This window comes from Paraglaciecola sp. (genome assembly GCF_039942875.1).
Lineage (GTDB): Bacteria > Pseudomonadota > Gammaproteobacteria > Enterobacterales > Alteromonadaceae > Paraglaciecola.
Genome location: NZ_JBDVBQ010000043.1, coordinates 1 through 13,859, shown reverse-complemented (window position 1 = coordinate 13,859; position 13,859 = coordinate 1). Strand labels below are relative to the sequence as shown.

10 protein-coding genes and 1 pseudogene are annotated in these 13,859 nt (G+C 40.2%); 7 read left to right on the top strand and 4 right to left on the bottom strand.

Features of this window, described 5'->3' with window-relative positions:
• Positions 1-35: 35 nt before the first annotated feature.
• The 7 genes from ABJE44_RS14190 to ABJE44_RS14160 all read left to right on the top strand — a co-directional run bounded on the left by ABJE44_RS14190 (position 36) and on the right by ABJE44_RS14160 (position 9,964).
• The gene (locus ABJE44_RS14190) at positions 36-1,229 is read left to right on the top strand and encodes an aminotransferase class I/II-fold pyridoxal phosphate-dependent enzyme (protein ID WP_348110209.1); all 1,194 of its coding nucleotides are present in this window, start codon (positions 36-38) and stop codon (positions 1,227-1,229) included.
• Positions 1,230-1,657: 428 nt separating this feature from the next.
• Positions 1,658-4,210, top strand: a complete 2,553-nt coding sequence (locus ABJE44_RS14185; protein ID WP_348110210.1) for an exo 1,3/1,4-beta-D-glucan glucohydrolase — start codon at positions 1,658-1,660, stop codon at positions 4,208-4,210.
• A gap of 362 nt (positions 4,211-4,572) precedes the next feature.
• Positions 4,573-5,736 (top strand): helix-turn-helix domain-containing protein, encoded by a 1,164-nt coding sequence (locus ABJE44_RS14180; protein ID WP_348110211.1) that lies wholly within the window; start codon positions 4,573-4,575, stop codon positions 5,734-5,736.
• A gap of 552 nt (positions 5,737-6,288) precedes the next feature.
• Positions 6,289-6,579, top strand: a complete 291-nt coding sequence (locus ABJE44_RS14175; RefSeq protein ID WP_348110212.1) for a hypothetical protein — start codon at positions 6,289-6,291, stop codon at positions 6,577-6,579.
• Between the two features lie 118 nt (positions 6,580-6,697).
• Positions 6,698-7,792 (top strand): adenosine deaminase, encoded by a 1,095-nt coding sequence (add, locus tag ABJE44_RS14170; protein WP_348110213.1) that lies wholly within the window; start codon positions 6,698-6,700, stop codon positions 7,790-7,792.
• Positions 7,782-9,452 carry a hypothetical protein gene (locus ABJE44_RS14165; protein ID WP_348110214.1) on the top strand — a complete coding sequence of 557 codons (1,671 nt, stop codon included), beginning with the start codon at positions 7,782-7,784 and terminating at the stop codon, positions 9,450-9,452. The genes add and ABJE44_RS14165 overlap by 11 nt, the downstream gene beginning before the upstream one ends.
• Before the next feature lie 83 nt (positions 9,453-9,535).
• A complete protein-coding gene (locus ABJE44_RS14160; protein WP_348110215.1) occupies positions 9,536-9,964 on the top strand; it encodes a hypothetical protein in 429 nt (142 codons plus the stop codon).
• Between the two features lie 217 nt (positions 9,965-10,181).
• Here ABJE44_RS14160 and ABJE44_RS14155 read toward each other — a convergent pair whose 3' ends face one another.
• From ABJE44_RS14155 to ABJE44_RS14140, 4 genes and pseudogenes are all read right to left on the bottom strand, one after another.
• Positions 10,182-10,505 carry a (2Fe-2S)-binding protein gene (locus ABJE44_RS14155; RefSeq protein ID WP_348110216.1) on the bottom strand — a complete coding sequence of 108 codons (324 nt, stop codon included), beginning with the start codon at positions 10,503-10,505 and terminating at the stop codon, positions 10,182-10,184.
• Positions 10,506-10,518: 13 nt separating this feature from the next.
• The gene (locus ABJE44_RS14150) at positions 10,519-11,733 is read right to left on the bottom strand and encodes an FAD/NAD(P)-binding oxidoreductase (protein ID WP_348110217.1); all 1,215 of its coding nucleotides are present in this window, start codon (positions 11,731-11,733) and stop codon (positions 10,519-10,521) included.
• Between the two features lie 50 nt (positions 11,734-11,783).
• Positions 11,784-12,923 (bottom strand): aromatic ring-hydroxylating dioxygenase subunit alpha, encoded by a 1,140-nt coding sequence (locus ABJE44_RS14145; RefSeq protein WP_348110218.1) that lies wholly within the window; start codon positions 12,921-12,923, stop codon positions 11,784-11,786.
• Positions 12,924-13,014: 91 nt separating this feature from the next.
• Positions 13,015-13,859: pseudogene (locus tag ABJE44_RS14140) on the bottom strand (YjiH family protein); the annotation flags it as partial.

The following is a 13,859-nucleotide window of genomic DNA, read 5'->3' as shown; positions in this document are numbered from 1 at the left end:
ACACGCCATTTTTTATAGGTAGTTAGGAATTTGTTATGCGTTACGCGCCACTTACTCAAGCAATTCAAGGGGAAACCGTTGACGCTTGGGATATTCATTTTAAAGCCACAGCATTAAAAGAGCAGGACCCAAGTGTCATTGTGCTAAGTATTGGGGACCCAGATTTTGATACTCCAGCGCCTATTGTTGAAAGTGCAGTAAAAAGCTTGCGAGGAGGGGATACCCACTATGTCGACATTGAAGGCAGAGATCACCTGCGTAATAAAATTGCAGCTGATCACCAAGGGCGTTGCGGTCAGCAAGTTACCAAAGATAATGTAATTTTACTGGCAGGGGCACAAAATGCCTTGTTTGCCACGTCTATGTGCATTTTAGAGGCTGGCGACGAAGTCTTAGTGTTGCAACCTAATTATGTCACCTACGAAGCTTGTATTCAGTTAACTGGGGCAAAGTTGGTGCCTGTTTCTATGGACGTAGACCATGATTTTTGTCTCGATGAAAACGCCCTGCTACAAGCCATAACAGATAAAACTAAAGCGATTTATTTTGCAACGCCCAGTAACCCGAGTGGCGTGATGCTTACCAAAAGTGAATTACAATTCATTGCTGATTTAGCCATAAAACATGACTTATGGGTTATGTCAGACGAAGTGTACAGTCATACCATCTTTGAAGGTGAGCACGTTAGCATTGCTGGATTAGATAATATGGCCGAGCGCACAGTGACGTTAAATAGTTTATCTAAATCTCATGCCATGACGGGGTGGAGAGCTGGGTGGGCCATAGGACCTACCGAGTTAATTTGCCATCTAAGTAACTTATCTTTGTGTATGCTCTACGGTTTACCGGGGTTTGTTCAAGAAGCGGCCTATACAGCGCTAACCGATCCTAATGCTTTGGCCGAAGCTGAACAAATGAGAGTGACCTATCAACGCCGCCGAGATCGTTTGTTGAGCTGTTTCAATCAGCAGCCATTGTTAACCTGCGTACCTCCTAAAGCGTCTATGTTTTTATTAGTTAATGTGAGTCAAACTGGGTTAGACGGTCAAGCATTCGCAGAAATGTTATTCGAACAACAAAAAATTGGGGTGTTGCCCGCTACCGCATTTGGAGAATGTGCTGCCAACTATATTCGAATTTCTTATGTTGTGGACGATAAGCAATTGGATGATGCTTGCGCTCGAATTGAAGCATTTATGGCACAGTTTACTCAGGTATCAAACGAGTAACCAACAGTTATATTTGCGTGACCCGCAAACAAATATATTTAAGTGTTCGATTGCAGTTTTGAGTAATCGAACTTTAACTCTACACCTCAAAAATCTCTCGTTTGACATAGTTATACGCTAGTCGGTGAGTCAAGCTTTGCAGATCCTCTTAAATTTTTATTCATACTTTCTAGTGATTCTTCGTGTTTTTTAACTATTTTTTTACTTTTTGCGTTGCAAGTTAATTAGGCTACATCGCTTATAAATAAAGGGTTGTTCGGTTAGACGAACGCTTGTTCGAACTCAAAAATAGCCGGGTTTGAATGTCAGCTTGTTTTTAGGACGCCAAACTTTCAAGTTTAAAATAATTTCCACGTCATTGATTTTGTATGGCAATAAAATAATTCAAATCAGTAACCAATTTTGAATACATTAATTTGGGATAAACTATGAACACACCACTTAAAATTAGTATTTTAGCAGGCGCAATGTTTGCTTTAACTGCTTGTAATAATGGCAATGACACACGTGCCATTGAAGACACTAAGGCTGCAGAAATTTGGCCTAAATTAGATATAGCTGTGAAGCAAGATCAAGAGGTTGAAGCCGCGGTAAAAGAGATTATAGCTTCGATGACGTTGAAGCAAAAAGTTGCACAGATGATCCAACCTGAAATCAGAGATATTACAGTAGAAGATATGCGTACCTATGGTTTTGGTTCTTATCTAAATGGTGGTGGGGCATTTCCTAATAACAACAAACATTCGACAGCTGAAGATTGGATAAAGTTAGCTGATGATATGTACTTAGCTTCAGTTGACGAGAGTGTCGATGGAACAAACATTCCTACTATGTGGGGCACAGATGCCGTTCATGGTCATAACAATGTTATTGGTGCCACGTTATTTCCCCATAATATTGGTTTGGGTGCAGCAAATAACCCCGACCTAATTGAAAAAATAGCCAGTGTAACAGCCACCGAAGTGATGGTGACGGGTATTGATTGGGTATTTGCGCCAACAGTAGCTGTGGTTCGTGATGACAGGTGGGGTCGTACCTATGAAGGGTATTCTGAAGATCCTGAAATCGTCAGAAATTACGCTGCGTCAATTGTAAAAGGTCTGCAAGGTCATGCAGATAAAGATTTTCTTTCAGATAGCCGAGTGATCAGTACCGTAAAACATTTTATCGGTGATGGGGGAACAGTCAAAGGGGATGACCAAGGCGATAACATAAGCAGTGAACAAGCACTGTTTGATATACACGCGCAAGGGTATGTGGGCGGCCTAACCGCTGGCGCGCAATCTGTTATGGCGTCATTTAACAGTTGGCATGGTGATAAAGTTCATGGCAACAAGTACCTATTAACAGATGTGCTAAAAGACAAAATGGGATTTGATGGATTTGTTGTTGGTGATTGGAATGGCCACGGCCAAGTTAAAGGGTGCACTAACGATAGTTGCCCACAATCTATCAACGCCGGTTTAGATATTTTTATGGTACCAACCGATGCTTGGAAACCATTATATGAAAATACCATCGCCCAAGTAAAAGACGGCACTATTCCTATGTCACGGATCAATGATGCGGTTACCCGTATATTAAGAGTAAAGGTGCGTGCAGGTTTATTTGACAAACCTAGCCCTGCGGACCGTAAATTTTCTGGCAAGACAGAGTTGATTGGTCAACAAAGTCATAGAGACGTGGCTCGCCAAGCAGTAAGAGAGTCGTTAGTACTGTTGAAAAATAAAAATAACTTACTTCCGTTAAACCCTAAACTGTCGATTTTAGTAGCAGGTGATGCTGCGGATAATATAGGCAAGCAATCTGGCGGATGGTCTATTACTTGGCAAGGTACCAACAATACTAATGCAGACTTTCCAGGTGGCACTTCAATTTATGAAGGGTTACAACAGCAAGTTACCGCAGCTGGTGGCACGATTAATCTAAATGTTGATGGTGAATTCGAAGACAAGCCTGACGTTGCTATTGTTGTTTTTGGTGAAGAGCCTTATGCAGAAGGTCACGGCGATAGAGAAAATTTAAGCTATCAACAGGGTGACAAACGAGACCTAGCATTAATTAAAAAACTTAATGCTCAAGGTATACCGGTTGTTTCCATCTTTATTTCTGGAAGGCCAATGTGGATCAATGCTGAGTTGAACGCATCTGACTCACTTGTGGCAGCTTGGTTGCCGGGCTCTGAAGGAAACGGTGTCGCAGAGGTCGTATTAGCTAATGCTGATGGTTCGGTGCAACATGACTTTAAAGGTAAATTATCATTTTCTTGGCCTAAGTCTGCAGAGCAATCAAATGTTAACTTTGGTGATACTGACTATGCGCCATTATTACCTTATGGCTTTGGTCTGACATATCAAGATGAGAATGTTTTAGATGATAACTTATCTGAATTCGTAGCCTTAGATGTGGACAAAGCACAAGTCAGGCACCTATACACGGGCACTATGCACCAGCCTTGGTTAATGCATCTATTCACTGGTGATAAAGAAATGCTAGTTAGTGCTAACTCTCACCAAATGGAAGGTCTTGCATACCGCACAGTAGATAGGGAAGTTCAAGAAGATTCATTTTCAATCAAGTTGGATGGTAATGAATTAGCGGGCGTGAGAATTAGAAGCAAGAGTAGTTTCAGAGAAGATATCACTAAGGATTTATTACTTCAAAGTAGCTTGTCTATGCTAGTTAAACTGGATAGCCAACCAACTGATAAAGTGTATATTGCTATGAATTGCGAAGCGTTTTCTGAAGAGAAAGGTAGCTGTCGCACTCAGTTAGACATAACTGAGTCGGTTAACGCTCTGCCATTAGGTGAATGGTCTAGCTTAAGCTTCGACTTGAAGTGTTTTGCTGATAAAGGCATAAAATTCGAAAAAATAGTGTCACCGTTTTCTTTAGAGTCTGAAGGGGCATTGCAACTATCTGTTTCGGATATAAACCTGGTTCCTCAAACTGCAAAAGAAGCGACCATTAGTTGCCAATAAGGCTGAACCAAGTTAACTAAAAAGTTGCTCTTTGGTGAATGATTACCAAAGAGCAGCTAGAGTGAGTTAAAACCTACAAAAATGATAATGCAAAGGTTGGTCTCAATGACCAACCTTTTTACTTTTTAAACGGTAGAGCATGAAACCTGTTCAATTTTAATGCCCTCAAGTATTTAAGTTAACCTCAGGCCACTCTTTCACATAAATTCATAGGATCCCCTTTGAGAATAGGCTAGCATTTGTCACCTAGTGGATTTTGGCCGAATTTTTCAAATTAACCCAATAGCCTGTGTATTATAAAATTTGAAAGCAAACTACTTAACTACGGCTAAATTATTAAAGCGGATATCTAATTTAAGTTTATGAGTAGCGTCGTTTTTAATTTGAATGACATCATTCTAGTGATGACATTTGTACTTTCTATTTTGTTTGCACTAATGCTTATTTCTAGCCATAGAATGCCAGATATTAGTGCTTACTTACTATCGGGGTTTTTAGCAAGCCAAGCGTTAATTGCATTTCATGAGTTAACATTTTTTGGAGTGAGATTTAGGTTTGAAGTATTGGACTTTGAACCCAACTTGTTTTTTGTAGGCAGTCTCGCTTACTGTTTAGATGCGGTTTTGCTGTATTTTTATATTAGGTCTTCAGTATACAGTGACTTTAAACTGACCAAAAAAGATTTACTTCACCTTATTCCCTTTGTGGCATATGCCGTTTATTTAATTGTGGTTTACTACAGCCTGAGTGATCTTGCGAAGCAAATCTCCATTGAAAATTGGGAGCTTTATCACACTTGGCATTTCATCGCCTCTGACACTGCTATAAAACTGTTACGTATGTTCTATATAGTGAGCTGTTTTGTGCTTATTGCCCGTTATCACTCGCGCCATAAAGAAGCCCGTGCCGATATATCTACCATTGATTTAAACTGGCTTAAGTTATTACTTGTTGGCTTTTTAATTATTATGTTTGTGGAGGTCATTTTAAGTGTCCTCAAAGTGGTGAATTTACGTGTTGAGATTGATGTTTCTACCCTTATTGGTTTGGGGCTGTTTTCTTATTACGCTACCTTTTTACTTGTAGTTTCACTGCTATTTTATAGTGTCACTAAGTCCCATTCTATTATGCCAATACTAGCGCAAACACCTGAACAAATCGGGGATGACAAAAAGGCGCAACAACCTAGCTACACTCAGCGTATTGAAACCATTATGGAGTCTGAGAAGCCTTATCTTTTACCTGATATCACCATAGATGAATTGGCAAAAACACTAGATGTATCTACTAAGGATTTATCTGTCACGTTGAATCGTCACTTTCAGGTTAATTTCTATGAGTTTATTAATAAATATCGTATCGATGAGGCAAAGCGGTTACTCGTTAATGCACCTCAAAAATCGATTACAGAAATTTTTTATGAAGTAGGGTTTAACAGTAAATCCGTGTTTTATACTTTTTTTAAGAAAACAGAAGGTATGACGCCATCTGAATATAAAAAGCGAAATAGATTAACCAATGGGTAATATCAAGATGACTGAAGGTATGGCGGTCGACATAAGTATCAGCGGTCGCTGGCTACGAGAGTCCTTACCAATTTAGTCAAGAGTTTAACCATTATATGGACACTCTTCTGCAGAGTAGAGACCGTTTAAGATGACTTATTGAGCAAACCTCAGTTCAAGGTTTTTTATGCTTTTAATCAATTACGGTTAGCTAAATAAGCAGTAATAACCTTTACAACACAGCAGATAATTGTCAGTAACATGCGAAAATTTAATTTCTGGAAATTGCTATGTATGGGGGTTATCCCTGTGGCAATTTTGTATCAATTGTTTTGGGATTATTATCTTAAAAGCTTGCCTCTGCAATTTTGGATAGGAGGGGCATCATGTCAACTTTTACTGCTTAAAGGTGCAAGTGAATTGGTCATGTATTCAATTATGTTTTGGTTCTTGATTTGTGGAACAAAAACAAGCTTTAACAAAATTAAAGCTATGGTTTGTACTTTACTTGGATGCATTATTTTATACACTGGTTACGCTTTGGTGACCCTGAACTAAAGAGATATTTTAACAATGAAGCTTATTGTTGCACTATGTATATTGGGCTTAACTATTCTAGGTTTCTACTCTAACGAGGCTAGAAAGGAAGTCTATTATCTTTGTGGAAATTTTACACAAGGAGTCTCTTACCCTAGTGTTATCAAGCAATTAGACACCACACATTTATCAGCTTACACCATAGAAAATTTGCAGCTAGGTAAACGAATTGTTCATAGTAGTTGGCTTAATTTGCACTTAGTTAAATGTAATATTAATTTCAACAATAATGATTTAGTGGTATCAGCATTTTATGAAAATCCATGACAGAAGCGAGTTAAAAGCTTGCTGTATAAATTAGACCTAGTATATGGTGGAGCTGCATACAAACTAAATTTATATTTTAAATGACTTTTTCATAATAAAACTAATAAAGAGAAGTGCATTGAATACATTACGAGAATTAATGGCTTTTTTGCCTAAAGCTGAATTGCATCTGCATCTAGAAGGCTCGGTGATGCCACTCACCTTAATTGAATTAGCGGCTAAAAATAACATTGTATTGCCAGAGTACGCTAAGCCACTTGATTTATATGAGTTTAATAAAGACTTAGCGGCCTTTCTTAATGTTTACAATTTGGTTTGTGAGTCGATTGTAGATCATCAAGACTTTGAGCGGGTAACTTACGAGTGTTTGGCTAATTGCCATATGAATGGTGCGCGATATGTTGAATTATTTTTCAGTCCTCAGGCGCATTTTAAATATGGTGTTTCTTATGCAACCTGTCTGAATGGTGTTGTTGCCGGTAAAAATAGAGCGTTTGAGGACTTGGGGATTGAATGCCAGCTTATACCCGGTGTTAATCGAGAAAAGCCTGCAGATGAAAACCTCGCGTTTTTGCACACCATTCTTAACACTCAGCGTGACCAAGTAGTGGGTATTGGCTTAGATTATTATGAAAACCCATTCCCTCCAGAATTACACTTAGAAACCTTTCAATTAGCTAAAGAGCAAGGTTTGCGTTTAACCGCTCACGCAGGTGAAGCTGGCCCCGCCGAAAATGTACAAAAATCGGTAGATATTTTAGGCTGTGAGCGTATCGACCATGGCTATCATATTGTCGATTCCCCCGATATGCTGGCAGAGTTTTCCAAGGGCGATATAGTGTTCACCGTATGCCCTTCAACTACCACAATTACCACTCATTGGCATGATCTAGCAGACCCACAACATGCCATTAAACGCATGGTAGAAGGTGGTTTGAAGGTGATGATTAACTCGGATGATCCTCCCATGATGGGCACTGATTTAGCCAATGAATATGTACTGCTGGTTGAACAAATGGGGTTTTCTTTATCAGATATCAAAGCCTTTATTTTAAACGGGGTTGACGCTGCTTGGATAAGTGAAGATAAAAAGGCTTATTGGCATAAAGAGTGGGCCAAAGAAATCGACGATTTATTTTCTAAATATACTACAAATGTTCAATCAAACTTGGCGCAGTCTAATAGTGGCGGGCTAGTAAATCATGACCAGTAAATTATTTTCAAACCTAGGTTTACGGCCTGAGCTCAATGCTTTCTTTACGTTTTTCTTTGATATTGTCGTTACCTTATTTGTGATGCTGGGGTTACTGTCTTTTGTGGGATTTCCGGTTACTTTTATTATTGAAAAAGTTACGCCTGCGTTAGCCTTAGGGGTCCTCTTAGGTAACCTTGTGTATAGCAGAATGGCCATTAGCTTAAGTAAGCAAACAGGTGAGCAAAAAACGGCAATACCTTTAGGCATTGATATCACAAGTGTAGTGGCGATTATTTTATTAATCGTTGGCCCTTCATTACAGTTTTTTAACGCTGAGTTTGAGGACCCTGAAAAAGCCTTGCTTTACAGTTGGTATGTGGGAATGGGGACGTCATTATGGTTAGGCATAATCAAGTTTGCCTTAGCTTTTTGTAACGACGCTATTCGCCGTTTTATTCCTATGGCTGGCATGTTGGGCTCAATTGCTGGTGTCGCTTTTGTATGGTTAGGAGCAAACCCTGTGTTGTCGGCGTTTCAAATGCCTTTAATTGGTTTGTTGGCCTTAATTATTTGTATTGTTAGTTTAATGGCTCATGTTCGATTACCTGTAGGTGCCCCTGGTGCTTTGGTGGCCTTGCTGATTTGCTTACCTCTTTACTATGTGTTTGAAAGCTTTGGATTGATACCAGAGCACACAGCTTCTTCTAATAGTGCTGACATGTTAGGGCTACACCTTCCCTATTTACAGATGGGCGGATTAGAGCACTTATTCGGATATACCTTAGGCTATCTAGCGATTATCGCACCGCTAGCTATCTTGGTGTCGGTTATTGCGACTAACATAGTGGCCGCTGCTCGGTTATCTAATCTCAACTATTCCACACGAAACGTGATTATCGCTGATGCGGCCGCCACCTTTACTCTTGGGCTGTTTGGTGGGGTAGGGCAAACCACGCCTTACCTGGGTATCGAAACCTACAAACGTATGGGCGCAGGGCACTTGTATTGTATGTTTACCATTCTAGCCATGTTAATGATTTGTTTTAGTGGCTTGTTAAACTTTATGCTCAGCTACATTCCAGAGGCTGTATTTCTGCCGCTCTTGGTCATAGTGTGTATCGATATTATCTCCTTGGCGTTTTCTAGTTCAAAAACCAAAGAATCGAACCATACTCCAGCCATCATTGTGGCAATGATCCCTGCCGTGATTAACCTAGTCTATGTAAAAATGGATGGGTTATTGAACACTGTGCATTTTGGTTTGATGTCTGCCCAAGCAAAAATTGATGGCGCTTTAGCAGGTGGGTTAGCATCTGAACTGCATTTTGGACTCAATACTCTGTTGTCAAACCACTGGTACAATGGTTATTACGCCATGCGGGTGTTATCTCAAGGATATATTCTCACGGCAATTTTTTGGGGAGCAACGGTAGCGTTAATGATGGATAAACGCCTAAAACAAGCATCTTACTTTTTAGCTGTTGCCGGCGTGTTCTCCTTATTTGGTATCATACATTCGGTTACCGCAACGGGCTCTATGTATCTTCCTTGGAATTTACCAGTAGATTTAGCGACACGTTTACTGTCACTACCCTATGAAATTTCAGGGGCGTATTTCATCAGTGCGCTATTTTTGTTTGGGCTTTCGTTTCAAGAAAAAGCAGCGCCCAAACTCTAATGTTAGCGACGAATAACTGGGTACCCAAATGCAGCCCCTTTATGGGGATGAACCTCGTTAATCATCACTGAAAGCTTGAGTCTATGAAGTTTAAGAAAAAAGAAATAGCTGAGTTTATTTTGTCAAATATGTCTGCTCGTACCTATGAAAAGGCAGCATTAGATAGTTTAATTTCCTCAATAGTCAACTATCAATATTTATCCCAACCTATGTACGCTATTGATCAGTTGAGAAGGGCTTTAGTTGATTACGGCTACATGGAAAAAGACCCATCGAGCGACGTCTACGGGATCAAGGCTGGGGTGGTCGGTTTACAACAAAGGCATGAGCTGATTCAAGATAAGCTTGAGCAACTTACGCAAACCAATCCTGAAGAAAAAATTGAATGTAATTATTGTGATTATGTGGCAAAACCTGTTGCTATGTTAAATCACTATCTGAAAAAGCATGATTTTGACAGATATTTACAGCGTATTACCAAAGAGTTTGGAAATGATTATAGTCATGGTTAAGTAAACAAAAGCAGCAAGGAAGAGTAAATACATAGCTCACCCTTGCAACTTTATTTAACCTGAGTTCTGGATAAGAAGTATAGTTAAAACTAATTTTAACGATATAATTCAATGGTTTGCTATTTCTCACCCAAATATTTTCACAAAAAGAGCGTTAGCGAGAGGTTCGGCTTATCCAGTATTCAGGTTATTTAGGAATACTCATTCAAGTAGCTTGTTACCATTCACTTTCAGGTATTTCTACGACTAAGCCATCGTGTTCTGGTGCTAGAAATATTTGGCAAGACAAGCGGCTGTTTTCTTGAGCATTGTCTATGGCGTTTTCAAGCAGGTCGGTTTCCATATCATCGGCAGGGGTTAACTTTTCTTTCCAGCTGTTGTCAATAAAACAGTGGCAAGTGGCGCACGAACAACAGCCACCACAATCAGCGCTTATCTGTTCAATACCATTGTCTACCGCAGTTTGCATTAGGCTATCGCCATCGTTTGCTGCCACAGTAATTTGACTCTCATCGGGTAATATAAAGGTAATGTTTGTCATCTCGTGCTCCTATTTATTCTGTGAAAATACTGTTTAGATCTTGCGAGCAATCTGCCAGTTTTGTTTTATTTACCTTGGGTAGATCATGTAAATATTTACGGGTGATCATAAATGATTTTGGCTGGTTAATGGCGTCAACCGCAATAAGATTATCACCAGAAAAGTAAAACACCGCTAAGCTTTTTTCAGATTCTTTACGCACCACTATGTCATCATACCCTGCAGATATTCCTGCAATTTGTAGCTTTGCATCATATTGATCAGACCAAAACCATGGCGTCGCTGAGTAGGGCGTTAAGGTGCCACAGATTGCCAATGCAGCAGTTTTAGCTTGGTCTGTGGCATTTTGTACTGATTCAATACGCATTTGCTTTTTATACATAGGGTGATAAAAACTGACACAATCACCAATAGCAAAAATATTAGCGTCTGAAGTTTGCATGTATTGGTTTACTGTAATGCCGTTTTCTACCGCTAAGCCTGCCTCTTCGGCTAAGAACTGCTCTGGGTTTACACCTATGCCAGCCACCACTATATCCGCAGGGTATTGCTGACCATTTGCGGCTGCTACGGCTACGACTTTGTTGCCCTCACCTATAATTTCTGTTGCTGGCGCTAACGGTTGAATATCAACTCCATTTGTGTGTTGCAACTGACTTAGGTAATCACTGATTACTGGGCTAGTAAGGTGTTGCAGCGGGCGTTCGCTATTGATCAACAAGGTCACATTCTTACCGAGTTTTTTAAGTGACGCGGCGGCCTCTAGTCCTATGTAACCGCCACCAATGACAACTGCGTTATTGGTTTCTGGCAATTGCTCTCTTAAGCCAAGGGTGTCTTGATGGTCCCGTAAATAATGAACCCCTTCTAAGCCACTACCTGAGATTGTCAATTTACGGATTGAAGCACCGGTAGCCAGTATTAGCTTGCTGTAGCTGAGCTTATCTTGGTTATCTAAAACTACCTGTTGTTCTTGTCTATCAATTTTGACCACGCGCGTACTTAGGCGTAAATCAATGTCTTTTTGCTGATAAAAGGTTTCTGGACGTAGCCATAATCTCTGCTCAGGTAAGGTATTCTGTAAAAACGCTTTAGATAAAGGCGGGCGCTGATAAGGTAATACCTTATCAGCGCTAATTAGGGTGATGCCATCGGTATAGCCTTGGGTGCGTAAATTAATCGCTGCCTGAACGCCAGCATGACTCGCCCCTATAATGATACAGCTCATGCTAGTTTGCTCTGTGTGGTCTTAGTGTGTTTATTCATTTAATTGCTCACCTAGTTAGCCGTTTTAGCTGTCATTTTCTGAAGCCACATTTGGTGAAACGTCATGTTCACTTGATCCCAAGCGTCATTAAGGTGCCCTTGGTTGGCGATATTATTGCTACGGGTAATTTGTAGCTTATCGAGTAGTTCGATATCTTGTTGGTTCACTTCGTTTAAGACTTCATGCAAACGGGCTTGTTCGGCCTGATACTCGTCACTCGCGGCTTCGTCATTTACCACGTAAACACTAAGAGATTCTGCAGTGTGGGTTTCGCCCATAGGTTTTACCACTATGGTTTGCACCCAACATGGGTCAACAAAAAATAAAGTATTAGGGAATATGCCAAACCATTGTTGTGCTCCTTGTTTCTCTGGCGGTAGGCCATGAAAGTGAGGTAACTGTTTGGCGGTTTTGGCTGGCTTTGCACTGGCACCATGGGGCAGGTGTAAACCAATAATATTCTCAGACAAAAATAAATCTTCTTGCCCAAGGACTGACTCTAGGCTGCAAGCTTGTGAATGAACAAAAGGCACATGATAGCCATCTAAAAAGTTATCTACTGCTAGCTTCCAGTTAACCTCTCCTGAGTAATCTGTGGTGCTGATCATACGAATGTCGTCTTTTGGATAGCTAGCTAGCTGTTTGTCTAACGGCTTGATGAAATCTTCAAAAGGTTCAGCTGCACCATCTATATTGACGAAAATAATATCCCACCATACTGCAAAGCGAACTTTGATTAAGCCTTTGTTGGCTTTGTCTTCGGCTGTCATGACTTTGTTATCGTTACCAAAATACCTAGGGGCACTTAATAAGTCGCCGTCTATTTTAAAAGACCACTTGTGGTAAGGACACACTAAGCTGCGTTTGTTGCAAGGCTCATCGACCAAAGGAGCGGCCTTGTGGCGACATACATTGTGGAACACACCGATTTCACCTTGTTTATTGCGAATAGCAATTAATGATTGGCCTGCAATTCGAATAGGTAATATATCGCCAGGTTTACTGATTTGCTGGCCACAACCAATACTTGCCCAGCCACTTGCAAATACTCTGTCGCACTCTTGCTCATAAATATCTTTGTCTTTAAAGGTGATTGCTGGCAAGCCGTGCGCTGAGACATGCTCTTTTGTTATTGTTTTTATGTATTCCATGGTTCTACCTATTACTACTAATATATATGTACCATCTAATCACAGCTAAGAGCTGTAAAACATACGAAGAATGTTATGTATTTTTACGTACTCAAAATAGCATATGACCAATAACAACTAGTATCGGAAATGAAATAGCGGTTCTGATGGCAAATATGGCAATTAACTGAGTAATGGTGATGGGAATAGCCGAGCGCATAATCAATATGGCAGTTTCAGCAAAAAATATAAGTTGAGTCACTGATAAACCAGCAAGTATGAATTTAGTGAGAGGTTCACTTAAACTACCTGCAATGATAGTCGGTACGAATTGGTCAAGTAATCCAATAAATAACCCCGGTGCGGCCATTTCTGCTTCAGGAATATTCAAGGCTTCGAGTAAAAATATAAAGGGATAGCTCAGGGTTTGTAATATGCCTGTATTGCTGTAAACCGCTAGGGTCAAAAATTCAATTGTCATGGCCGCTGGCATCATCATTAGATAAATATCTGTCATCGACCAAAAGCCCTTTTTAATCGAACTTAGTGGTGATGGTGCCTTTTTTGCCGTAGCAATGGCCCTATGGGTGGCACATGCTAAACGGCTTTCTTGTGAATCTACATCTTCATTCAATTGTTTTTCTTGGCCACCACAATATTCATCTTTAAAAGAAGATAAAGGAGGCAGTTTGGGGGTAACTATTGCACATAACACACAAATAAAAATCATGCTGGCATAAAGTTGTAAAAAGTGACTTTCAATCCCAGCCACTTGAGCGGTTAAAAGGACAAAAGGAATAGACACCACAGAGAAGTTTGTGGCAATTACTGCTGACTCACGGGCACTGTAATAGCCTTGTTTGTATTGATAGTCTGTCATCACAACAGCAATACTTGATGAGCCTACCCATGAGGCGAGGGTATCGATTGTGGCTCTTCCTGGTAAGTTAAACAGCT

What these genes read in the sequence shown, in the direction of transcription:
- ABJE44_RS14155 (WP_348110216.1), bottom strand. Translation starts at nt 10,505, where the DNA reads ATGACAAACATTACCTTTATATTACCCGATGAGAGTCAAATTACTGTG.
- ABJE44_RS14175 (WP_348110212.1), top strand. Translation starts at nt 6,289, where the DNA reads ATGAAGCTTATTGTTGCACTATGTATATTGGGCTTAACTATTCTAGGT.
- ABJE44_RS14190 (WP_348110209.1), top strand. Translation starts at nt 36, where the DNA reads ATGCGTTACGCGCCACTTACTCAAGCAATTCAAGGGGAAACCGTTGAC.
- ABJE44_RS14180 (WP_348110211.1), top strand. Translation starts at nt 4,573, where the DNA reads ATGAGTAGCGTCGTTTTTAATTTGAATGACATCATTCTAGTGATGACA.
- ABJE44_RS14160 (WP_348110215.1), top strand. Translation starts at nt 9,536, where the DNA reads ATGAAGTTTAAGAAAAAAGAAATAGCTGAGTTTATTTTGTCAAATATG.
- ABJE44_RS14185 (WP_348110210.1), top strand. Translation starts at nt 1,658, where the DNA reads ATGAACACACCACTTAAAATTAGTATTTTAGCAGGCGCAATGTTTGCT.
- ABJE44_RS14145 (WP_348110218.1), bottom strand. Translation starts at nt 12,923, where the DNA reads ATGGAATACATAAAAACAATAACAAAAGAGCATGTCTCAGCGCACGGC.
- ABJE44_RS14150 (WP_348110217.1), bottom strand. Translation starts at nt 11,733, where the DNA reads ATGAGCTGTATCATTATAGGGGCGAGTCATGCTGGCGTTCAGGCAGCG.
- ABJE44_RS14165 (WP_348110214.1), top strand. Translation starts at nt 7,782, where the DNA reads ATGACCAGTAAATTATTTTCAAACCTAGGTTTACGGCCTGAGCTCAAT.